Genomic DNA, 22866 nt, shown 5'->3' with positions numbered 1-22866 from the left:
CACAACCTCCCAAGGAAGTACACCTAGAGAACGGTTCAACCGGGATTTCTCACACCCTCCGACCTCTCAGCCCCCTGGAAGTCAGAGCTCGCACACCCCAGCAGACCGGGGCGGATGAGCTCGAGCCAGCGCCGCCGGACCTCGACCGAGCCGTCGCCGGGGTAGAAGACCATGAGGATGTAGAGGTCGGAGACGGTGAGGTCGCGTCGCAGCCGGCCGCTGGAGCGCCCCGCCTCGATGAGGCGCTCCAGCGCCTCGGTGGCGCGAGTCTCCGGCTCTGCGTACTCCACCTCCGCACCCAGCGCCCGAGCAACACTCTTGGCGGCGTGGCTGCGGGCGATCATCTCCAGCGCCCGCTCCAAGAAGCCCAGGAGCTCCTGGTCGGCATCGGACCAGCCGGCCTCGACGCGTTCCCAGGCGCTTTGAGCGTCATCGGCCAGGGCCTCGACGTACTCGTTGACGACCGCCGCAAGCAGGTCCGCCTTGTTGGGGAAGTGCCGGTAGAGCGTACCCACGGCCACGCCGGCCACCCGAGCGATCTCCCCCATGGCGACCTCAGTGCCCTGCTCGGCGACCAGCCGCTTAGCGGCCTCCAGGATGGCGGTCCGGTTGCGCACCGCGTCGGCACGCCGTGCCGAGCGCTCCGACGTCGCACCACTCGTCTCCATCACCGCTCCGTCCCGATCGACCGCATCATGGATCACCCGAGCCATCCTTCTCCCCTTCCTCAGGCCTGCCCGATATCGTGCCGAGCATCTCACTTGCACAAACATGAATCCGCATTCATGATAGTACCTGAACGACGATTCATGTTAACGAGAGGACACCTCAGACGATGACCACCGCCACGCCCGACCAAGCCACCGCCACCAAGAGCTCTCCTGCCGGCTCAGCAGACCACGGTGCGACCCGCACCGCCCTCGTCACCGGCGCCTCCTCCGGCATCGGTGAGGACACCGCCCGCAAGCTCCAGGCACTGGGCTATATCGTCTACGGCGCGGCCCGCCGTACCGACCGTCTCCAGGCCCTGACCGCCGATGGCATCCGCCCGCTGGCCATGGACGTGACCGACGACGCCTCCATGAGCGCCGGTGTCAACCGCATCCTGGAGGAGACCGGCCGCATCGACGTCCTGGTCAACAACGCCGGCTACGGCTCCTACGGGGCCATCGAGGACGTCCCGATCGACGAGGCCCGCCGCCAGTTCGAGGTCAACGTCTTCGGTCTGGGGCGCCTCACCCAGCTCATCACCCCGCACATGCGCACCCAGGGCTCGGGCACCATCATCAACATCTCCTCCATGGGCGGGAAGCTGACCACGCCACTGGGCGGCTGGTACCACGCCACCAAGTACGCCGTCGAGGCCCTGAGCGACGCCCTGCGCATGGAGCTGCGCCCCTTTGGGATCGACGTCGTCGTGGTCGAGCCCGGCGGCATCCGCACCGAGTGGTCGTCGATCGCCGCCGACCACCTGGAAGCCACGGCCGAGGGCAGTGCCTACGCCGATCAGATCCGGGCCGTGGCCAACTCCATGCGTGGGGAGGCATACCAGCGGCGCAACTCCCCGCCGGAGGTCATCGCCCGTACCATCGGCAAGATCGTCACCGCCCGTCACCCCCGGACCCGCTACGCCGTGGGCTTCATGGCCAAGCCTCTCATCGCCGCGCGCCGGGTCCTGCCCGACCGCGCCTTCGACCGACTCATCAGTGCCGCGATGGGTGTCCCTCGCTGAGCCGCACACCTACCCACGTAGTACCGGGGCCGACGAGGATGCGGGCGCGCTTCTGCTCCACCAGCCAGGCGGCCATCTCCCGGACCTCCTCAGGGGTGACGGCCTCCAGGCGGCGCAGGTTCTCCCCCATGGAGCGCAGGCGCCCGTTGACGACCTCGGCCCGCCCCAGGCGACCCATGCGCGCCAGGGAGTCCTCTCCCCCAAGCACCATGGCCCCGCGCAGCTGACCACGGGCACGCATCATCTCCCGCTCGGTGACGCCGCGCTCGGCAAGCTTCTCGAACTCGCCGATCATGACGGCGCACACCTCGTCGACGTCACCGGGGGCGCAGCCCGCGTAGAGCCCGAAGGCTCCGGCACCGGCGTAGGAGGTGTCGAAGGCGTAGGTGGTGTAGGCCAGGCCCCGCTTCTCGCGCACCTCCTGGAACAGGCGTGAGGACATGCCACCGCCCAGGATGGTGGTGAGCACGCTCATGGCCCAGCGCCGCTCGTCGCGCACGGCGATGCCCTGGCAGGTCAGGTACAGGTGGCTCTGCTCGCTCTCGCGCGGGACGGTGATGTCGTGGACGTCCAGGGGCGCGAAGGGCTCGATCTCGAAGCGGCGCTCGCGCGGGGCGGCGTCGGGCGAGGCGTCCCAGCCGGCCGTGGCCAGGTCGGCCAGGACCCGCTCGCAGACCTCGTCGTGGTCGACGGCGCCGGCGGCGGCCACCACGAGGGTGTCGGAGGCGTAGGTGCGCTTGTAGTGCTCCCACACGGCGTCGCGCGGCACCGCGGTGACGGTCTCGTTGGTGCCGCCGATGGGTCGGCCCAGTGGTGTGTCCTCACCGAAGGCGGCGCGGGCGAAGGCCTCCTGGGCGACGTCGGCGGGGTCGTCGGCGGCGTCGGCGAGCTCGGAGACGATGACGCCGCGCTCGGTCTCGACGTCGGTGGGCTCCAGGAGGGAGGAGGTCACCATGTCGGCGAGCACGTCGAGGGCCGACATGGAGTCCGGGGCGAGCACGCGGGCGTAGTAGGAGGTGTGCTCCTTGGAGGTGGCGGCGTTGGACTCCCCGCCGATCATGTCGAAGGCCTCGGCGATGTCGTGGGCGTCGCGCGTGGCGGTGCCCTTGAACAGCAGGTGCTCCAGGAAGTGGGTGGAGCCCTCCTGACCGGGCACCTCGTCACGGCTGCCGACACCGAACCACATGCCGATCGAGGCCGAGCGCAGCCCCGGCACGGACTCGGTGATGACGCGCACCCCACCGGGCAGGACGGAGCGGCGAGTGAGCGCACCGTCATCGTGCAGGGTCAGCTCGGTGCCGTCACGGCCGGGCCGCCCGCGCCCGAGATCCACCTCGGCGTAGTCGGTCGGGCTCGAGGACTGCCCGGTCGCGGGGGTCGAGGAGGGCTGAGAGGCCGCCGGCCGAGTTGAGCCGGCTCGCATGTCTGGGTTGGTCACCCGCGAAGACTAGCGGGCTAGCGGGCCCACTGTCGTTCCCGCACCCGGCCGCGCCCTGCCGCGCGCAGCGAACGCCCTGCCCCGATGACGGCGGTGTCCCCGCCCGGCCCAGAGGACCGAACGGGGACACCGGAGAGATGCGTCAGTGGGCTAGGGCCGCTGAACGGGGCTCACTCCTCCTCGGAGGACTCGGCGCTGCGCATGCGGCGACGGCGCGGACGGCGCTCACGGCGCGGCTGCTCGCCGTCCTCGTTCTTGGCCTCGCGGCGCGGGCCACCCTCACGGGAGGCCTTGCCCTCGGCCTCGGCGGCGAGCTGCTCGTCGGTGAGGACCGCGTGCAGGCTCAGCTTGCCGCGCTGGTCGATCTCGGCCAGCTCGACCTGGACCTTGTCCCCCACGTTGAGGACGTCCTCGACGTTCTCCACGCGCTTGCCGCCGACGAGCCGGCGGATCTGGGAGATGTGGAGCAGTCCGTCCTTGCCGGGGGTCAGCGAGACGAAGGCGCCGAAGGTCGTGGTCTTGACCACGGTGCCCACGAAGCGCTCGCCGATCTCGGGCATCTGCGGGTTGGCGATGGCGTTGACGGCGTCGCGGGCGGCCTCGGCCGAGGGGCCGTCGGAGGCGCCGATGTAGACGGTGCCGTCGTCCTCGACCGTCAGGTCCGCGCCGGTGTCTTCCTGGATCTGGTTGATCATCTTGCCCTTGGGGCCGATGACCTCACCGATCTTGTCCACCGGGATGCGCACGGCCAGGACGCGCGGGGCCGTGGGGGCCATCTCGTCGGGGGCGTCGATGGCCTGGGCCAGGACGTCGAGGATGAACAGGCGGGCGTCACGGGCCTGGCCGAGCGCGCCGGCCAGCACCTCGGAGGGCAGGCCGTCGAGCTTGGTGTCCAGCTGGAGGGCCGTGATGAAGTCACGGGTTCCGGCGACCTTGAAGTCCATGTCCCCGAAGGCGTCCTCGGAGCCGAGGATGTCGGTGAGGGTGGCCCATTTGGTCTCGCCGTCGATGACCTCGTGCATGAGGCCCATGGCGATACCGGCCACGGGCGCGCGCAGCGGCACACCGGCGTTGAGCAGGGACAGGGTGGAGGCGCACACCGAGCCCATGGAGGTCGAGCCGTTGGAGCCTAGGGCCTCGGAGACCTGGCGGATCGCGTAGGGGAAGTCCTCGCGGGTGGGGAGGACCGGCACGAGGGCCCGCTCGGCCAGGTTGCCGTGGCCAATCTCGCGGCGCTTGGGGGCGCCCACGCGGCCGGTCTCACCGGTGGAGAAGGGCGGGAAGTTGTAGTTGTGCATGTAGCGCTTGTGGGTGACCGGGGAGAGGTCGTCCACCTGCTGCTCCATGCGCAGCATGTTGAGGGTGGTCACGCCCAGGATCTGGGTCTCGCCGCGCTCGAAGATGGCCGAGCCGTGCACGCGGGGCAGGACCTCGACCTCGGCAGCCAGGGTGCGGATGTCCTTCAGGCCGCGCCCGTCCATGCGCACACCCTCGGTGAGGGTGCGGTGGCGCACGATCTTCTTGGTCACGGAGCGGAAGGCGGCCTTGAGGGCCTTGGTGTCCTCCTCGGTGGGGAAGGACTCGGCGAGCTCGGCCAGGACCTCGTCGCGCACGGCGTCGGTGGCCAGGTCGCGGGCCTGCTTGCCCTCGGTGGCGATGGCGGCGGCCAGGCCGTGGGCCTCGGCGGCCTTCTCGACGGCGTCGTACTGCTCGTCGGTGTAGTCCAGGTAGAGGGGGAACTCGGCGGTGGGCTTCGAGGCGTGATGGGCGACCTCGAGCTGGGCCTCGCACAGGGCTTTGATGTGGGGCTTGGCGGCCTCCAGGCCCTCGGCGACGACGGCCTCGGTGGGGGCCACGGCCCCGGCGTTGATGAGCTCCCAGGAGTGCTCGGTGGCGCCGGCCTCGACCATCATGATGGCGACGTCGCCGGACTCCAGGACGCGGCCGGCCACCACCATCTGGAAGGTGGCGCGCTGCTGCTCGGAGTAGCGGGGGAAGGCCACCCAGTGCCCGTCGATGAGGGCCAGGCGGGTACCGGCCACGGGCCCGGAGAAGGGCAGGCCGGCGATCTGGGTGGACATGGAGGCGGCGTTGATGGCCAGGACGTCGTAGTCGTCGTCGGGGTGGATGGCCAGCACGGTCTCAACGACCTGGACCTCATTGCGCAGGCCCTTGACGAAGGAGGGGCGCAGCGGACGGTCGATGAGGCGGCAGGCCAGGATGGCGGAGGTGCCGGCGCGGCCCTCACGGCGGAAGAAGGAGCCGGGGATACGGCCGGCGGCGTACTGACGCTCCTCGACATCCACAGTCAGGGGGAAGAAGTCGAACTGGTCCTTGGGGTGCTTGCCCACGGTGGTGGCGGACAGGACGACGGTCTCACCGTCGAGGTAGGCCATGGCGCTTCCAGCGGCCTGCTTGGCCAGGCGGCCCGTCTCGAAGCGCACCACTCGCTTGCCGAAGGAGCCGTTGTCGATCACTGCCTCGGCGGCGGTGACCTCGGGGTCGTCAATGAACATGAAGTCTCTTTCTCGCGATCGTCGTGCCGGGTCCGTGGCCTTCGATCGAGGCCCACGGAGCCGAGTCCTGCCACACGCAGATCTCCATGATCCAACGGCGCGAGCGCGGTTCCGGAGGCCACCACCGAAAACCGACGGGGCCGGCCGCTCCCCGGGTCTCTTCCCAGGGGCGGACTGCGCCACCTGCGTACTCCTGGCCGGCTCGCACGCTGGGAGAGCATCAATGAGCCGGCCAGTACACGAGGGCACAGCCGCGCAGATTCTATCGTGCGCGGCCTCATGATGCCGATCAGCGCCGCCGGGTGCCGCGTGAGATGGGACGCGCGCAACTGATGACTTCCCGAATCGGCCTCGCCTGATCGTGACAAAGCGGTGGCCAGCGGCAAGACGAAGCGGGCACGCGCCCCGCGCCCCGAGAGGACATCAAGGCACTCTCCGCCTCACTGCTTATGAGCGCGGACGAAGGCCCTCTCAAGCTCAAACGCCGTGCGGCCCGGCTCCCCTCCAGAGGGGCCGGGCCGCACGGCTCGAGGCTGTCAGCGCGCTCAGCGACGGATGCCGAGGCGGGCGATGAGGGCGCGGTAGCGCTCGATGTCCTCCTTCATGAGGTAGTCGAGCAGGCGACGGCGCTTACCGATGAGCAGGTAGAGGCCACGACGCGAGTGGTGGTCGTGGGCGTGGCCCTTGAAGTGCTCGGTGAGGTTGGAGATGCGCTCGGTGAGGATGGCGACCTGGACCTCCGGGGAGCCCGTGTCACCCTCGTGGGTGGCGTACTCGGCGATGATCTCTTGCTTGCGCTCTGCGGTAACCGACATGCGGACTCCTTCGGGTCTCGTTGCACGGAGCGCCGGGGCAGGTTCTCCCGGGCATGAGGTATCCGTGGCCGATCGACGGCCCGCCAACCTTACCAGCGCCGCATCCCTCCGATCGCGCCAGAGGCTGTGTGAACCGGCACAGTGACAGGCCTGAAGCGGGATGCGGCGGTCAGGCTCCGACGGCGAGCCCTCCCCGAAGGCTCGGCGTGCCCACCGGAGCTACTGCGCGGTGACGTCCTCGGGACGGATCGGCTCGGGGACCGGGACGTCCAGGATCCGGGCGGTGTCCTCGATGTCGGCGCGCATCTGGACCAGGAGCGCATCGAGCCCGTCGAAGGCGAGCATGGGGCGCAGGCGCTCGACGAGCTCGATCCCCACCTCCTCGCCGTAGAGGTTGAGGTCGGCTCGCCCCAGGACGTGGGCCTCGACGGTGCGCTGGGGGACGTCGTCGAAGGTGGGATTGGTGCCGATCGAGATCGCGGCGGGCAGCCGCTGGACGCCGCCCCTGTCTCCACCACCGCGAATCAGCCAGCCGGCGTAGACCCCGTCGGGCGGCACGACGCCGGCGGTGGCGGCCTCCAGGTTGGCGGTGGGGAACCCGAGCTCGCGGCCGCGGCGCAGACCCCGCACGACGACGCCGCGCAGCCGGTGGGGACGGCCCAGGATCCGGCTGACCTGCCCCATGTTCCCGTCCTTGAGGCACTGACGGATCCAGGTCGAGGACCAGCGCCTCCCCTCGTCGGAGCGGATCTTCGAGACGATCTCGACCTCGAAGCCGTCGGCGCGACCGAGCTGCTCCAGGGTGGCGGCGTCCCCGGAGTTGTGGCACCCGAAGCGCACATCGTCCCCGACGACGACCGCGCGGGCACCGAGCAGACCCTCCAGCCAGGTGCGCACGAAGCTCTGCGGGCTCTGGGCGGCGAAGTCGAGGGTGTAGGTGATGACCAGGACCGCGTCGAGGCCGAGGTCCGCCAGGGAGGCCAGGCGGTCGGTCAGGGAGGTGATGAGAGGGAGGTCCAGGCCCGGCTGGTGGACGCTACGAGGGTGGGGGTCGAAGGTGACCGCGACGGCCAGGGGCCGCCGACCGCCGCGGGCGAGCTCGTGGGCCAGCTCGACGACGCGTCCCAGGACCGCCTGATGCCCGCGGTGGACGCCGTCGAAGATGCCCATGGTGACCACGGAACCCGGTCCCCCCGGAGCGCTCAGGCTCGCTGGCACCTGCTCGGCGCCGTACCAGACCTCCACTGTCGCTGTCCCTGCTCTCATCGGCCCGCGGGGCGCACCGCGCCCCTGTCTGCATCCGCACCCGCACACCCCTGCCCGCCCCGCCGGGTCGGGAGAGGCGCTTGTGCGGGACAACCCTGCCACGGAGGCGGCGCCGAATGCGACCCAGCCGCCTCGACACGCCTTGACGCGTTTCGACCGTCGGTCTATTCTCAACACCGACTGTCAGTCGAATAACGTCGAGAACCGCTCCCGCATCTGGGAAAGAGGCCGGAGATAGCCCCCAAGGAGGCATGCTGTCATGCTGATGCGACTTCTCAAGGCGGACCTGGCGCGCGGCGCCGTTGTGGCCGCCACCCTGACCGCCCTCATCGCCCTGGCGGCCACACTGATGTCGGCCGGAACGTCCTTGGTCGTGGACAGCCTGTCGGCAACACACCGGCTTTCCCAGCGGGCCAAGCTGCCGGACCTGGTGCAGATGCACACCGGCCGGATCGACGACAACACCTTGCAGGCCATCGACCACTGGGCTGAGGCACGCAGTGACGTCACCGACCACGAGGTCATCAAGACCCTGCCGGTGGCGCGCCAGGAGCTGTCCATCAACGGCGTCAACCAGTCCGAGTCCTACAACGAGCCTGCCTTCGTCACCTCCCCCAAGCGTTTCGACCTCCTGCTCGACGACGACGGCAACCCCGTGGACCCGGGGCCGGGGGAGGTGGTCCTGCCGATCCACTACCGGGTGATCAAGGCCGCCGACGTCGGTGACGCGGTCACCGTCACCGCCGGAGGCAGGACGACGACGCTGACTGTGGTGGGTTTCGCGCGCGATGCCGAGATGAATGACGCCATGATCCCCTCCAAGCGCCTCGTGGTCTCATCCGAGGACTTCTCCGTTCTGGAGCAGCGGCTCACTGAGCCCGAGTACCTCATCGAGTTCACCCTGACCGACTCCGCCCGTCCCGGCGGTGTCATCGACGCCTACAAGGAGGCTGGCCTGCCCAGCACCGGCGTCAACATCAGCGCCTCGATGATCCAGTTCATGAACTCACTCAATGTCATGCTCATCGTGGCCGTGGCCCTGGTGGTGGCGATCGTTCTGGCCGTTGTCGCCATTCTCGCTCTGCGCTACGCGGCCCTGGCGGCCATCGAGACGGACCTGGCGCAGATCGCCGTGCTCAAGGCGATCGGGGCGCCGTTGAGCCGGATACGCCGTCTCTACGTGGTCAAGTACCTGGCTCTGTCAGCGCTGGGGGCAGCCCTGGGCTACGCGGCCGGCCAGCCCCTGGCCGCCGCCCTGGAAGCCCCAACAACCCTCTATCTGGGTCGGCCTCCGACAACCCTCTGGAGCGTAGGGGCGCCCATCCTCACAGTTCTGGTCCTGACCCTCGGAGTCATCGGCTTCACCTGGTTGGCTCTGGGACGCATCGGACGCATCTCGGCCATTGAGGCCCTGCGCAGCGGCACCAGCGCCTCCCTGCGCCCGCGCCGGCAACGCTGGAGGCTGTCGGGGCTACGCCGTCTTCCGGTCCAGGTGTGGCTTGGCGCGCGTGAGGCGCTGCGTCCTTCCAACGCTCTGCTGCTCGGCGTCCTGGCTCTGTGCACCCTCACCATGGTGCTGCCGGCGAATGTCGCCACCACTCTGAGCAACCCGCAGATCGCCACCTATCTGGGAGCCGGCCAAGCAGATCTGCGCATCGACGTGCGTTCCGGGGTTCAGGACCTGGCCACTGTGGAGAAGAGGATCGACTCCGACCCTCGCGTCACCCGGCACGCCACGATACTGCGCCGTAGCTACAAGATGGCCACGACCGCCGGCGGCTGGGAGACGGTGCTCATCGATATCGGGGACCACGAGGCCTTCCCCATGAAGTACCTCTCCGGGCACGGTCCCACCACGAACGACGAGGTCTCTCTGTCCTACAGCCAGGCCCAGGTCACAGGCGCTAAGGAAGGATCCACCGTCACCGTCCAGACCGCCGACGGGAAGAAGGACCTCACGGTCACCGGCGTCTACCAGGACATCACCAACAACGGGAAGACCGCCAAGGCCACCTTCGACGATGGTGCTCCCGCCCTGTGGCAGATCATCTACGCCAACTTCCGCTCCTCCGACCAGGCCAGTGCCGTCGCCCGGGACCTGCGGCAGGAGTATCCGGGAGTTCAGGCGATCGGCATGAACCAGTACGCCTCCCAGTTCTTCGGGGCCACCGGCTCCCAGGTCCGACTCATCACCACGATGGCCTGCGTCATCGCACTGGGGCTGTCCTTCCTCATCACGGTGCTGTTCACCGTGCTCATCGTCTCGAGGGAGCGGCCTCAGATCTGTGTCCTCATGGCACTGGGCTCCACCCGACGAGACATCGCGGGACAGTACCTCATTCGTTTCGGCATCCTGGCCCTGACCGGTATCGCGCTGGGGCTCCTGGCAGCCTTCACGCTGGGAAGCTCCACGATCGGGGCGCTCATGGCCACGCGCGGGGCCCCCGACCTCGAGCTCCTACCGAACCCGTGGCTGGTGGGGCTGGCTCTTCCCGGGGCGCTGCTGGCCACCGTCGCCGGCGCCGTCGCATTGGCCCTCACGCGCCTGCGCACCATGCCCCTGACCATGCCCCTGACCACCGGCGAGTAACGAGTAAGGAGAGACACAATGCGCGCCTCCACCCCACCGCGCACCGGCTCAGCAGTCGCGCAGCCGGCCGGCCCCGTAGGCGACGGCCAACCCGCCCTGCGGGCCCGGCACCTGTCCAAGAGCTACCACTCCCCCGTCCTGCGAGATCTCGACCTGGAGGTAGAGCAGGGGCAGTTCATCGCCATCATGGGGCCCTCCGGGTCCGGGAAGTCCACCCTCCTGCACTGCCTGAGCGGCATGGACCGGCCCGATGCCGGCTCGGTGCTCCTGGGCGGTACTGACATCACGAGCCTGAATGAGAAGGAGCTGGCGGCACTGCGACTGACGCGCTTCGGATTCGTCTTCCAGCAGGCGCACCTCATGACCACCCTGTGCCTGCTGGACAACATTGTCCTGCCCGGGTTCCTGGCGGGTCTGCGTCCGCGCTCAGAGGTCACGTCGCGTGGGGAGGAGCTGATGGAGCGCATGGGGATCGCCGACCTGGCCGCCAGCGGCGTCACCGAGGTCTCCGGCGGCCAGCTGCAGCGCGCCGGCATCTGCCGGGCCCTCATCAACGACCCCGGGATCGTCTTCGCCGACGAACCCACCGGTGCGCTCAACTCCGCCACCGCCCTGCAGATCCTCGACCTGCTCGGGGAGATTCACGCCTCGGGGACGACTCTGGTCATGGTCACCCACGACTCCCAGGTGGCGGCCCGGGCGGACCGGGTCCTGGTGCTCGTGGACGGGCGAATCATGGAGGACCTCTCCCTGGGCAGGTACGAGGCGGTCAAGGGGTCCTCGCGCCTGGCGACGATCACCGAGGCCCTCCAGCGCCGCAGCGTGTGACGGGGCTTGGTCAGTGACCTCCGCAGCCGCAGCCGCCGCCGCTCGAGGTGGGCGCGGAGACGTCGCGCAGCCCCAGCAGGTTGCCGGTCTTGTGCCCGGGGGTGACGCCCTGCGGCGCCCCTGCCCCCAGCACCGTCGTCACCGCTGAGGCGATGGCGACGGCGTCGATGGCCTCCGGGGAGGTCTGCGCGGGCTCGGGCCGGTAGCCCTCACCCACTGGCTGGGCGACTGCGGGAGCGGCGGCCCGCTCGTCCTGCTCATTGCGCTTGCCGTGCCCGCCGCATCCGCAGCGGCATCCACCGGTCTGGCTCATCATGTCTCCTCACGAAATGGTGCTCATCGGGTGTGCTCGCGCCGGACGAGCCGGCGGCCCGTGTACGCGTCTCAGGCCGGGTCCAGGACCAGTACCGGGCGCGCACGCGGACCCTGGTGCCTCAACAGTGCCACGAGGCGCCCACCGGGGGCGAATCCGGCCACGACACGCTGCTCAGCCGCCCCCGGGGAGGCCTGCGGCCGCCGGGTCTCGGGTGCCTCGGCCCGCTTCAGGACCGCGGCGTCAAGGGGCTGGCCGTAGCGCAGTGCGCGCGCCTCGTCCTGGCTGAGGGCCAGCTGCTCGAAGCAGCGCCGGGCGACCTCCTCCAGCGCAACCGTGGTGACCCCGTGAGGCTCGGGGGCCGAGGCGTCGGCCTCGACCTGGGCGGACAGGTCCGCCAGGGTGTGGGCCTCGTCGATATCGAAGGGGCCCACTGCGGTGCGCCGCAGCGCGGTCAGATGAGCCCCGCAGCCCAGTGCCCGCCCCAGGTCGCGGGCCAGGGCGCGCACGTAGGTTCCCGAGGAGCAGGAGACCAGGATGTCGATGTCGACGGCCTGCACCGAGTCCGGGCCGTCGCTGAGGGCACCGTCGGCTTCGACGATCGCCTTCCGGGGCTCTGCGGTCAGGCGCAGCTCGTGGATGGTGACGGGCCTGGCCCGCAGCTCGACGTCCTGCCCGTCACGGATGCGTTGGTAGGCTCGCACGCCGTCGACCTTGATGGCGGAGACAGCGCTGGGCACCTGCTGGATCGGCCCGGTCAGGGCGTTGAGCGCCTCCTGGAGGCGGTCCTCGGGCAGGTCCTCGATCCGGCAGCCGCGGGTCGCGGTGACCTCCCCGTCGGCGTCCTCCGTCGTGGTCTCCGCCCCAAGGCGAACGGTGGCCTCGTAGGTCTTGTCGGCCCCCACCAGGTAGGTGAGGAAGCGGGTGGCGCGCCCGATGCCCAGCAGCAGCAGGCCGGTGGCCATGGGGTCGAGGGTGCCGGCGTGCCCCACCTTGCGGGTGGCGGCCAGGCGGCGGGTGGCGCCGACGACGTCGTGGCTGGTCAGCCCCTGGGGCTTGTCCACCACGAGGACCCCGTCGGCGGCCGTGACCGCGCCGCGGGGGACGTCGGGGCGACGACGTGCGCGTTCATGGCCGCTATCGGGGCTCGTCCTGTGCACCGGCTCTAACCGCTCGGAGGCCGTCACAGGTCCTCGGCGTCCGTTGCGGATTCCTGGTCGGCCTCCTCGGCCTCACGGTCGCCGTCCTCAGCCTCCTCATCCTCCTCATCGTGGCGGTAGGGGTCGGCGTCACCGGCGTAGGTGGCCCCCTCGGCGACCTTGGCGATCTGGGCGTCGCGCACCCGGGCCTGGGCCAGGGCGTCCTCCAGGGTCTTGGCGGTGGTGGGAAGGGCGTCGAGCTGGAAGGACAGTGAGGGGGTCAGGCGGATACCCAGTGCCTTGCCGACCTCGGAGCGGATGAGTCCCTTGGCTGAGCGCAGCGCCTTGGCCGTCCCCTCCCGCTCCTCATCGCTGCCGTAGACGGTGTAGAAGACAGTGGCCTGCTGGAGGTCCCCGGTGACACGGACGTCGGTGACGGTGACGAAGCCCAGGCGCGGGTCCTTGATGCGCCCCTGAAGGAGACGGGCGACAGTCTCATGAATGCGGTCGGCGACCTTGCGGGCGCGGGCGGCGTCGGCCATGGCGGAGCTCCTTCACGTGCGGGGTCCGGGCCGGTGAGGCCCGGGGCTGAGCGATCGGGACCGATCGGCGCGCCGTCCTCGCCCACGAAAGAGCGGACCCTTCCGAGGCGGTCCAGTGCGCCTCACTATGCTACGCGGAGCGGCAACACGGTCACCGCAGCCATCCCCAAGCGCGAACGGATCAGGAACAGATCACAATGAGCTCCTCCCCCGGTGCATCCTCCTCGAAAGACGGCCCCACCGCTACGCCACCGGCCCTTCCTGAGGCCGCGGCGACCTCGGCGTCAGGGACGCTCGATAGCACTGGGATGGCTCTGGTCATCGGCTGCTACACCCTGTGGGGCGTCTTCCCCCTCTACTTCCACCTCCTCTCGGCCGCCGGCAGTGTGGAGATCATCGGTCACCGGATCCTCTGGACGCTCGTGACCTGCCTGATGCTCACCGCGCTGCGGCGCCGCTGGGCGCAGCTGGTCCACATGGTGCGCTCACCGCGCCTGCTGGGGATGCTGGCCGTCTGCGGGCTGCTGGTCTCGGTCAACTGGCTCGTCTACGTCTACGGCGTCAACAGCGCGCGTACGGCCGACGCCGCCCTGGGCTACTTCATCAACCCGTTGGTGACGGTGGCCCTGGCCTCACTGGTGCTGCATGAGCGGTTGCGCCCCGCGCACCGGGTCTCGATCGCGCTGGCGGGCGCCGGAGTGGCCCTTCTCGTGCTGCTTCAGGGCTCGCTGCCGTGGATCTCCCTGGCGCTGGCCTTCTCCTTCGCCCTGTACGGGCTGGTCAAGAAACAGCTCGGGCCTGATGTGGACGCTCTGACCGGGCTGACGGTGGAGAGCGCCGTCGTGGCTCCCGCCGCGCTCGCCTACTTGGGCCATCTGGCCTGGCAGGGGCAGTCGGCCTGGCAGGCTCCTGGTCAGGGCTGGCCGATGATGGCGCTGCTCGTGGTGGCCGGCCCGGTCACGGCGGTACCCCTGCTGCTCTTCGCCGCCGGAACCAGGCGCGTGCCGTTGTCGGTGGTCGGGATGAGTCAGTACATCGCTCCGACCATCCAGTTCCTGCTGGCCTGGGGCACCTTCCATGAACGAATCCCTCCGGCCCGCTGGGCGGCCATGATGCTGGTGTGGGCGGCGGTCGCGGTCTTCATCGGCGACGCGGTGCGCCAGCTCATTCGCCGTCCTCGCCCTCGTTAGCCTCCGGCAGGCCGGCCTGGGGGCCGAAGCGCTCCAGAAGCGGTCCGATGATGTCCATCGGCAGAGGGAAGACGACCGTGGAGTTCTGGTCGGCACCGAGCTCCAGGAGAGTCTGCAGGTAGCGCAGCTGGAGGGAGGCCGGTGACTTCGAGAGCGTGTCCGCCGCCTGGCGCAGCTCCTCGGAGGCCTGGAGCTCACCGCGGGCGTTGATGATCTTGGCGCGGCGCTCGCGCTCGGCCTCAGCTCCACGGGCCATGGCCCGCTGCATCTGCTCGGGAATCTCGACGTCCTTGATCTCGACGACGCTGACCTCCACGCCCCAGGGCTCGGTGAGCTTCTCGATGATGTCGCGCAGGTCGGCGTTCAGGGCGCTGCGGTGGGCGAGCACGGTGTCCAGGTCGACCCGCCCGAGGACGGACCTCAGCGTGGTCTGCGCGATCTGGGAGGTGGCGATCGCATAGTTCTCCACTGCCATGACGGCTTTGACCGGGTCGGTGACATTGAACAGGACGACGGCGTTGACGCGCGCCGGCACGTTGTCCTCCGTGATGACTTCCTGGGGCGGGATGGTCAGGGTGACCACTCGGGTGTCGACCCGTACCAGGCGCTCAAGGAAGGGGACGACCAGGTGCAGGCCGGGCTCGTAGACGGGTCGCAGGCGCCCCAGCCTGAACACGATGCCCCGTTCGTACTGGGTGATGATCTTGAGCGAGAGGACCAGAGCGAGCAGGACGAGGACGGCCAGGGCCACGATGGCGGTGGTGGAAGTAGTCATGGAGGATCCTTCAGGAAGGTGGTCGAGGTGGCTCAGGGCTGGGGTCGAATCATCTGCTTGTGGTGTCGGTGGCCTCATTCCACGCCGAGGACCATGAGCGTCGGGCCCCGCCGCGGGAGCCATCCGACCCGGGCTCGGCCATGGCGGCCGGGACTCGCTTGCGGGTGCGCAGGGCGGTGACGCGACGCAGCTCCGGCTCCGCGGAGGCTGCAGTCCCGCCGTCCGCCTTCCTGGCACCGTCGGAGTCGGCGAGGAAGGAGACACGCACGGTGCGCCCCGTGGCGGCCGCACGCGCCTGAGCGGCGGCGATCGCCTCAGCCGCCTCACGCACTGAGCGGTATCCCGAGGGGCGTGCACTGATCGACACGGGGACGGGACCAGCGCTCGCCGAACGACGAGCCTCCTCGGCCTCCCGGTACTCCTGCGAGCCGACGTGAGGCAGGTGGGCCGGCGCGTTGTCGGGGGTGTTCCACAGGTGACGGGCCAGCGGCAGGACTCCGACGACGATGACGACGATGGTCGTGGTGCCCAGGACGATGAGGTCTCCAGTGGCGTGAAAGACCACCATGAGCAGCATCGGGATGAAGACACCGACGCAGGCGATGACCAGACCCACACCGCGGTGGAAGCGTCCGGCGTCGGAGTAGGGCCACGGGTCGACGGGCCGGGTGATCTCCCGCGGACCGGGGGTGGGTGAGCAGCTGTCCTTGGACGGGCAGCGCCCGCAGATCGCGTGGGCACCCTCGTAGCGGATGACGCGCTTGTCCGGGTCGAAGGCGGTAGGCCACAGCCACTGGTCCTCGTGGCATCTCCAGCCGTCGACGTCGTCGTGGTACATGAAGTCCGAGTGCCGCCAGGACATCGAGTGCCGGGCGCTACGCGAGCCGAGGACGTCCACGGCCCACGCAGCGGCCAGCATGATGAGCGCGTAGGCGGCGATGAGCCACACGCTCAGGTCGGGTGAGTCCATCAGTCGTTCAGCTCCGCACGCTCACCGTGCCAGGCCTTGCGCCCACCCGGGATCTCCTCGTAGAGGGCGTCCTCAGCGAAGGTGTCCACCGTCCGGCCACGGCGCCAGTTCCTCAGCCCCAGGAAGGCGATGTAAAGGTAGGGCAGGACTCCGCCGAGGATGAAGATGAGGTCTCCGGGCATCCGCCCCCACTCGATGATCGTGTTGACCGAGTTGGTGACGTAGGTGAGCTGGCGGGCCTCGAAGTAGCCCGTGCCCACCGAGTAGCGCAGCTGGAGGATGCCCAGCGGCAGCAGGGTGGCGAAGCACATCCAGGCCAGACCGATGTTAAGGCTCCAGAAGGAGGTCTTGGCGAGCTTCTCGGGCCACTTGTCAGCCGGCACCAGGTAGCGCAGGGCGAACATCCCCAGCGCCAGCGCCATGAAGCCGTAGACGCCCATCATGGAGGCGTGCGCGTGGTTGGCCGTCAGCGCGGTCCCGATCTCGTAGTAGGACACGATGGGCAGGTTGACCAGGAATCCGAAGACACCGGCCCCCAGGAAGTTCCAGAAGCCGACGGCCATGAGGAACATGACGGCCCAGCGGTGCGGGAAGGGACCGGCCTCCTTGCCGTGGCGGTTGGCGCCCAACTGCATGAAGGCCCAGGCCTCCACCGTCAGGAAGGTCAGGGGGATCACCTCGGCGGCTGAGAAGAAGGCGCCCAGCGCCATGTGCTCCACCGGCGTGCCGGAGAAGTAGAGGTGGTGCATGGTGCCGATGACGCCGCCGGCGGAGTACAGGATGATGTCCATGAAGATGATGCCCAGTGCGATCCTCTCGCGGACAACGCCCAGCAGGACGAAGACGTAGGCGACCATGACGGTGGTGAACAGCTCGAGGAAGTCCTCGACCCACAGGTGCACCACCCAGAAGCGCCAGAACTCGGCGACGGTGACGTGGGTTCCGGTGCGCGCCATCATCCCCACGGCGTAGAAGGCGGGGATCGCCAGGGCGGCGAACATGAACAGCCAGGGCATGTTGGCCACGTGCTCGTTGCTCAGGCGCGAGCGCATGGCGCGCCAGATGATGAACACCCAGACGAACAGGGCCACGGTGAGCAGCACCTGGAAGACGAAGGGAAGGTCGAGGTACTCCCACTGCTGGGCGAACAGCGGCCCCTTGGCCCAGCTCAGGCCGTGCTGGCTGGCCCCCTCCGCCAGGCAGGACAGGACGACGACGACCGTTGCCGCGATGAACAGAGTCCACACCAGCACGTGCTGCTTCTTCGGCTCACGTCTGGCGATGAACGGGGTCAGGAACAGACCGGCTGCGAGCAGCCCGATGGCGGTCCAGAACAAGGAGAGCTGGACGTGCCAGGTGCGCGCCAGGGAGAAGGGCAGGAGCCGGCCCAGGTCGAAGCCGAAGAAGGACAGCACGTCGGCCCGGTAGTGCTCGGCCAGGGCTCCCAGGAGCGTCTGGACGAGGAAGAGGGCGGCGATGGTGAAGACGTACCAGGCCACCACCCGCTGCGACTTGGTCAGCCCAACCTCCTCGGGCTGTCGGAAGGACAGGGCCGGGGCCTCCTCGGAGTGCCAGCCGATCTTCTGGCTCCAGCGGCCGTAGATGGCGAACATGGCCCCGGTTCCACCGATGAGGACGATCAGCGACAGGACCGACCAGATCATGAGGTCGCCGGTGGGCGCGTTGCCGACCAGGGACTCGGCGGGCCAGTTGTTCGTGTAGGAGTAGTCGTGGCCCGGACGCTGCGCGGACGAGCCCCAGGCGGTCCAGCCGAAGAAGGCCGTCACCTGCTTGACCTGGACGGGATCGGTGATGAGATCCGGCTTGAGGCCGTGGCTGCGGGCATCGGGCCCGAACATCGTGGTGTAGTGGCTGACGGCCTCGTTGTAGGCCTTGACCTGCTCATCGGTCCACACCAGGGTTCCCGTGGAGGGGTCGTAGCGGTTGGTCCGCATCATCTTCTTGGTGGCGGCCGCCGGATCGGCGACCCCCTGGGAGGCGAGCTGTTCCTTGACGCTGGTGGCCTCCATGCGAAGGTACTCGGCGGTGAAGTCGGGACCGAGGTAGCCGCCGTGCCCCAGGATGGAGCCGTACTCCATGAGACCTCTGGCCTGGAAGAGCTTCTGCCCCTCGGTGATGTCCTGTGTCGTGAAGAGGGTCTCGCCGCTCTCGGTGACCACCTTCTGGGGTTGAGGCATGGAATTGGTGTAGGTGCGGTAGGCCAGCAGGCCCATGACAGTGAATCCGAAGAGCATGACCAGAGCAACGCCCTGGATCCACCCCTTGCCGATGAGGCGAGCGCGTCGGGAGGCCGCCCCCTCAGTCGTGGCAGCGGATGACATGAGATTACCTCCGTACATCTCAGGAGACGGCGGATGTCTTCCGCGTCGTCACAGCCACCGTACAAGCGTCGTACGGGTTACTGTCGGAACGATCCAGGACTTCTCCGTTGATATATCGACCGATCAGCCCCATTTCCTCAGATTCTCTCCGTTTATATTCAACACGTGGAACGACGAGACGATCGTGGTGCCACCCATTTTAATCATTTTCATGTTTCCTATTTAAGGAAGGTTGATACAACTTCAGCCCCGCTACATCGACACCCGATCGCGACATCTTGTCACCATCCCCTCCATAGATCTGAGAAACAGCAGTAGAATGAGTTATACGAGAAGTTAGCCACCCCGTTTGTAAGGCACAACGATGTCCCTTCTGCCCCTAGCCGCACAGACCGCCAACGACGTCGCCCAGCAGTGCGTCGACACTGAGACCTTCCCCCTGTGGCTGCGAGTCACCCACTTCATCAACTTCCTCCTCATGGGTGTTCTCATCCGCTCTGGAATCGAGATCATCGCCTCACACCCGCGCTTCTACTTCAAGGACCAGTGCGAGCCCGGCTCCGAGTGGCTCCGGTTCACCAGGGACAAGGTGCCCCTCGAGGAAGGGGCATTCACCGCCCGGGATGATCAACGCGACCTCTCTCCCCTGCTGTCCCTGCCCGGCCGGGCAAAGATCGGGCTGGGGCGCGCCTGGCACGGGGTGGCCACCAGCTTCTGGCTGCTCAACGGCGTCATCTACGTCGCCTTCCTCGTGGGCACCGGGGCGTGGCACCGCCTGGTTCCCACCACGTGGCAGATCCTGCCCGACGCCTGGGACTCCCTGCTGACCTACGTGCACCTGCGCACCCCGTCCCTGTGCGACTTCACCCCCTACGACAGTCTCCAGCAGCTGGGGTACTTCTTCATCGTCTTCATCGCCGCTCCGCTGATGATCGTGACGGGACCAGTCATGTCCCCCGCCGTCGTGGGACGCTTCCCCTGGTACGCCAAGATGTTCGGTGGCCGCCAGGCCGCCCGCTCCCTGCACCTGATCGGCATGTTCACCTACCTGGGCTTCGCCGTCGTCCACGTGGGCCTGGTGTTCATCGTGCACGCTCCTCACAACCTCACCCACATCGTCTTCGGCTACTACGACCCGAGTCGGGTGGGTCAGGCCTACGTCACCGTCATCGCGACGATCATCGTCGTGGTGGCGCTGTGGATCGCCATGTCCTACTGGACACTGACAGACACCCGTCGCAGCCAGCGGATCCTATGGGACGCCACGCGGGCGATCCGCCGTCTCACGGTGGACCGTTTCAGCTCGCAGCAGGCCGTCAAGAAGCCATGGACGGAGAAGGACATCTCCAAATTCCACTGGGTCAACACCCGCACCCCCTCACGGGAGGAGTCCCCGGAGTACCAGGAGCTGGCGGCGAACGACTTCGCCGACTTCCGCCTCGAGGTGGGTGGCATGGTCTCAGCCCCGGCGTCCTTCTCCCTGACGGAGCTCAAGGCGATCTCCAGCCAGTCCCAGATCACCATGCACACCTGCATGCAGGGCTGGACGGGGATCGCCAAGTGGACGGGGATCCGTGTACGGGACCTGCTCGAGCAGGTCGGTCAGATCGATCCCGAGGCCGGATGGGTGATGTTTGAGTCCTTCGGCATGGCCCAGCACATGCACGACGGGCGCCCGGTCGAGCCGTACTACACGTGCCTGCCTCTGGACATGGCCCTCGAGGATGACACGATCCTGGCCTGGGACCGCAATGACGAGCCGCTGTCGGGCATGTTCGGCGCTCCGCTGCGCCTGCGCTGCGAGACGAGCCACGGGTACAAGATGATCAAGTGGGTCCGGTCGGTGACGTTGATCCGTCACTACAGCGAGGTCGGTGACGGCATGGGCGGAACCCGCGAGGACTCCGGGTACCAGGACGTCAACGCGCGCATCTGACGGCCTCATCTCGCTCGAGCATTGTCGCGGGCGTCCGATGCGCGCCCGTCACTGACGATGGTGGCCGGCCACCCCAGTGCGGGGCGACCGGCCACCATTGATGAACGCGGACGTTCTCAGTCGCGAGGCTTCTCGCGCATCTCCCAGGTCTCGATGACGTCGCCCTCGGCGAGGTCCTTGAAGCCCAGGTTGATACCGCACTCGTAGCCCTCACGGACCTCGGTGACGTCGTCCTTCTCACGGCGCAGCGTCTCGATGGACAGATCGCCGTTGATGACGACGCCGTCGCGCACCAGGCGGGCCTTGGCGCCCCGCTTGATGATGCCCGAGCGGACGATGGAGCCGGCGATGGAGCCGAACTTCGAGGAGCGGAAGATCTGCCGGATCTCGGCGGTGCCGAGCTCGACCTCCTCGTAGACGGGCTTGAGCATGCCCTTCATGGCGGCCTCGACGTCCTCGATCGCGTTGTAGATGACCGAGTAGAACTTCATGTCGACGCCCTCGCGGTCGGCGATCTCCGAGACGCGCTCGGCGGGCCGGACGTTGAAGCCGATGATGACGGCGGAGTCCACCGTGGCCAGGTTGACGTCGTTCTGCGTGATGGCACCCACGCCGCGGTGGATGACGCGCAGGGCGACCTCCTCGCCGACGTCGATCTTGAGCAGGGAGTCCTCCAGGGCCTCGACCGCACCCGAGCTGTCGCCCTTGAGGATGAGGTTGAGGGTGTCGACCTTGCCCTCCTTGAGGACGTCGGTGAGGTTCTCCAGGGAGACCCGCTTGCGGCGCTTGGCCAGCATGGCGGCGCGCTCGGCGGCCTCACGCTTGTCGGCGATCTGGCGGGCCGTACGGTCGTCGGGGGCGACGATGAAGGAGTCGCCGGCGCTGGGCACGTTGGTCAGCCCTAGGACCAGGGCCGGGCGTGCGGGTCCGGCCTCGGTGAGGTTCTCCCCGTGCTCGTTGAACATGGCGCGCACACGCCCGTAGGCGCTTCCGGCCACGATTGGGTCGCCGACCCGCAGCGTGCCGCGCTCGACCAGGATGGTGCTCACGGCGCCGCGTCCCTTGTCGAGCTTGGCCTCGATGGTCACGCCGCGGGCCTCGGTGTCCGGGTTGGCCCGCAGGTCCAGGGCGGCGTCCGCGGTCAGCAGGACTGCCTCGAGGAGCTCGTCGATGTGGAGACGCTGCTTGGCGGAGATGTCCACGAACATCGTGTCGCCGCCGTACTCCTCGGGGACCAGACCGTACTCGGTGAGCTGGCCACGGATCTTGTCCGGGTTGGCGCCCTCCTTGTCAATCTTGTTGACCGCCACGACGATCGGCACGTTGGCCGCCTGGGCGTGGTTGAGGGCCTCGACGGTCTGGGGCATGACGCCGTCGTCAGCGGCCACGACGAGGATGGCGATGTCGGTCACCTCGGCACCGCGGGCACGCATGGCCGTGAAGGCCTCGTGACCGGGGGTGTCGATGAAGGTGATCGGGCGCTCCTCGTCGTTCAGGTTGACGCGCACCTGGTAGGCGCCGATGGACTGGGTGATGCCCCCGGCCTCATCGGCGACGACGTCGGTGGAGCGGATGGCGTCCAGCAGCTTGGTCTTACCGTGGTCGACGTGACCCATGACCGTGACCACCGGGGGCCGGGGCACGAGGTTGGCGTCGTCCTCGTCGGGCTCGAGGTCGATGTCGAAGGACTCCAGGAGCTCGCGGTCCTCGTCCTCGGGCGAGACGATCTGGACGTTGTAGCCCAGCTCGGCGCCCAGGAGGGCGAAGGTGTCCTCGTCGAGGGACTGGGTGGCCGTGGCCATCTCACCGAGGTGGAACAGGACGGTCACCAGGGCCGCGGGGTTGGCGTTGATCTTCTCGGCCAGGTCCGTGAGCGTGGCCCCCTGGCGCACGCGCACCGGGGTGGAGCCGTCACCGCGCGGGACGATGACACCGCCGATCGACGGCGCGCTCTGCTGCTCGAACTCCTGGCGCTTGGCCCGCTTGGACTTGCGTCCCCGCGGGGCGCCGCCACCGCGCCCGAAGGCGCCCTGGGTGGAACCGCGACCACCGCGGCCCCCGCGGGGGCCGCCGAAGCCGCCGCCGGGACGGCCACCGCCACCGGGACGGCCACCGCCGCCGGGGCGCGAGCCGCGACCGCCGCCCGCTCCCCCTCGTGCGGGAGCACCGGGGCGCCCGATGGAGGACTGGCCGGGCATCATGCCCGGGTTGGGACGCGGACCGCCCGGACGCGGAGCACCGGAGCGACCGGCTCCCTGAGGCCGTGCGCCGCCCTGAGAACGGGGGCCGCCGGGGCGCGGACCGCCCTGAGGACGGGGGCCACCGGAACCACCCGGGCGGGGCATGCCCTGGGAGGTGGCGAAGGGGTTGTTGCCGGGGCGCGGCGCACCCGAGCGGGACTGGCCCGAGCGCTGGCCTCCTCGGCCTGCCTGACCGCCTTGGCGGGGCATGCCCTGGGAGGTGGCGAAGGGGTT

General features: G+C 68.9%; 17 protein-coding genes. 5 read left to right on the top strand and 12 right to left on the bottom strand.

The features are described from left to right. Nucleotides 1–35: 35 nt before the first annotated feature. Nucleotides 36–713 (bottom strand): TetR/AcrR family transcriptional regulator, encoded by a 678-nt coding sequence (locus HMPREF2883_RS10715; RefSeq protein ID WP_070662129.1) that lies wholly within the window; start codon nucleotides 711–713, stop codon nucleotides 36–38. A 122-nt stretch (nucleotides 714–835) separates the two neighbouring features. Between HMPREF2883_RS10715 and HMPREF2883_RS10710 the strand changes: the two genes are divergently transcribed. Beyond that, the gene (locus HMPREF2883_RS10710) at nucleotides 836–1732 is read left to right on the top strand and encodes an oxidoreductase (protein WP_070662126.1); all 897 of its coding nucleotides are present in this window, start codon (nucleotides 836–838) and stop codon (nucleotides 1730–1732) included. On the opposite strand, the gene HMPREF2883_RS10705 is transcribed toward HMPREF2883_RS10710, so the two are convergent. The 4 genes from HMPREF2883_RS10705 to HMPREF2883_RS10690 all read right to left on the bottom strand — a co-directional run bounded on the left by HMPREF2883_RS10705 (nucleotide 1704) and on the right by HMPREF2883_RS10690 (nucleotide 7746). After that, nucleotides 1704–3155 (bottom strand): M16 family metallopeptidase, encoded by a 1452-nt coding sequence (locus tag HMPREF2883_RS10705; protein ID WP_070662296.1) that lies wholly within the window; start codon nucleotides 3153–3155, stop codon nucleotides 1704–1706. The genes HMPREF2883_RS10710 and HMPREF2883_RS10705 overlap by 29 nt on opposite strands. A gap of 185 nt (nucleotides 3156–3340) precedes the next feature. Further along, nucleotides 3341–5686: a polyribonucleotide nucleotidyltransferase gene (locus tag HMPREF2883_RS10700; RefSeq protein WP_070662123.1), complete on the bottom strand. Its 2346-nt coding sequence runs from the start codon at nucleotides 5684–5686 to the stop codon at nucleotides 3341–3343. Nucleotides 5687–6231: 545 nt separating this feature from the next. After that, nucleotides 6232–6501, bottom strand: a complete 270-nt coding sequence (rpsO, locus tag HMPREF2883_RS10695) for a 30S ribosomal protein S15 (RefSeq protein WP_010613637.1) — start codon at nucleotides 6499–6501, stop codon at nucleotides 6232–6234. Nucleotides 6502–6720: 219 nt separating this feature from the next. Next, on the bottom strand, nucleotides 6721–7746 hold the full coding sequence (locus tag HMPREF2883_RS10690) for a bifunctional riboflavin kinase/FAD synthetase (protein WP_070662120.1): 1026 nt from the start codon (nucleotides 7744–7746) through the stop codon (nucleotides 6721–6723). 280 nt (nucleotides 7747–8026) lie between these two features. Here HMPREF2883_RS10690 and HMPREF2883_RS10685 point away from each other — a divergent pair, with 280 nt between their 5' ends. Together HMPREF2883_RS10685 and HMPREF2883_RS10680 are read left to right on the top strand one after the other, a co-directional pair. Beyond that, nucleotides 8027–10357 carry an ABC transporter permease gene (locus tag HMPREF2883_RS10685; protein WP_070662116.1) on the top strand — a complete coding sequence of 777 codons (2331 nt, stop codon included), beginning with the start codon at nucleotides 8027–8029 and terminating at the stop codon, nucleotides 10355–10357. Nucleotides 10358–10375: 18 nt separating this feature from the next. Continuing rightward, nucleotides 10376–11185 (top strand): ABC transporter ATP-binding protein, encoded by an 810-nt coding sequence (locus tag HMPREF2883_RS10680; RefSeq protein WP_070662113.1) that lies wholly within the window; start codon nucleotides 10376–10378, stop codon nucleotides 11183–11185. Between the two features lie 10 nt (nucleotides 11186–11195). Here the strand turns inward: HMPREF2883_RS10680 and HMPREF2883_RS10675 are convergent, their stop codons facing one another. The 3 genes from HMPREF2883_RS10675 to rbfA all read right to left on the bottom strand — a co-directional run bounded on the left by HMPREF2883_RS10675 (nucleotide 11196) and on the right by rbfA (nucleotide 13179). Beyond that, the gene (locus tag HMPREF2883_RS10675) at nucleotides 11196–11498 is read right to left on the bottom strand and encodes a hypothetical protein (protein WP_070662293.1); all 303 of its coding nucleotides are present in this window, start codon (nucleotides 11496–11498) and stop codon (nucleotides 11196–11198) included. Between the two features lie 71 nt (nucleotides 11499–11569). After that, nucleotides 11570–12685 carry a tRNA pseudouridine(55) synthase TruB gene (gene truB, locus HMPREF2883_RS10670; RefSeq protein WP_081384583.1) on the bottom strand — a complete coding sequence of 372 codons (1116 nt, stop codon included), beginning with the start codon at nucleotides 12683–12685 and terminating at the stop codon, nucleotides 11570–11572. Next, nucleotides 12682–13179: a 30S ribosome-binding factor RbfA gene (gene rbfA / locus HMPREF2883_RS10665; protein WP_070662110.1), complete on the bottom strand. Its 498-nt coding sequence runs from the start codon at nucleotides 13177–13179 to the stop codon at nucleotides 12682–12684. Before rbfA ends, truB begins: the two co-directional genes overlap by 4 nt. Nucleotides 13180–13376: 197 nt before the next feature. On the opposite strand from rbfA, the gene rarD reads away from it, so the two are divergent. Then, nucleotides 13377–14369, top strand: coding sequence for an EamA family transporter RarD (rarD, locus tag HMPREF2883_RS10660; protein WP_070662107.1), 993 nt, complete (start codon nucleotides 13377–13379; stop codon nucleotides 14367–14369). On the opposite strand, the gene HMPREF2883_RS10655 is transcribed toward rarD, so the two are convergent. The 3 genes from HMPREF2883_RS10655 to HMPREF2883_RS10645 are packed head-to-tail and all read right to left on the bottom strand — an operon-like array spanning nucleotide 14344 to nucleotide 18456. Beyond that, entirely contained in the window at nucleotides 14344–15144 is an 801-nt protein-coding gene (locus HMPREF2883_RS10655; RefSeq protein WP_070662104.1) for a slipin family protein, read from the bottom strand. The two genes, rarD and HMPREF2883_RS10655, sit on opposite strands and share 26 nt — an antisense overlap. A gap of 49 nt (nucleotides 15145–15193) precedes the next feature. After that, nucleotides 15194–16114 (bottom strand): hypothetical protein, encoded by a 921-nt coding sequence (locus HMPREF2883_RS10650; protein WP_070662101.1) that lies wholly within the window; start codon nucleotides 16112–16114, stop codon nucleotides 15194–15196. Then, nucleotides 16114–18456: a nitric-oxide reductase large subunit gene (locus HMPREF2883_RS10645; RefSeq protein ID WP_070662098.1), complete on the bottom strand. Its 2343-nt coding sequence runs from the start codon at nucleotides 18454–18456 to the stop codon at nucleotides 16114–16116. The genes HMPREF2883_RS10650 and HMPREF2883_RS10645 overlap by 1 nt, the downstream gene beginning before the upstream one ends. A 364-nt stretch (nucleotides 18457–18820) precedes the next feature. Here HMPREF2883_RS10645 and HMPREF2883_RS10640 point away from each other — a divergent pair, with 364 nt between their 5' ends. Beyond that, nucleotides 18821–20392 carry a molybdopterin-dependent oxidoreductase gene (locus tag HMPREF2883_RS10640; RefSeq protein ID WP_070662095.1) on the top strand — a complete coding sequence of 524 codons (1572 nt, stop codon included), beginning with the start codon at nucleotides 18821–18823 and terminating at the stop codon, nucleotides 20390–20392. A gap of 116 nt (nucleotides 20393–20508) precedes the next feature. Here HMPREF2883_RS10640 and infB read toward each other — a convergent pair. Continuing rightward, nucleotides 20509–22866: translation initiation factor IF-2 (infB, locus tag HMPREF2883_RS10635; protein ID WP_256277445.1), on the bottom strand; the 2358-nt coding region annotated here is incomplete at its 5' end.

It is taken from the genome of Actinomyces sp. HMSC075C01 (genome assembly GCF_001812965.1).
Taxonomy (GTDB): domain Bacteria; phylum Actinomycetota; class Actinomycetes; order Actinomycetales; family Actinomycetaceae; genus Actinomyces; species Actinomyces acetigenes.
This window is presented reverse-complemented; position numbering and strand designations above follow the sequence as displayed.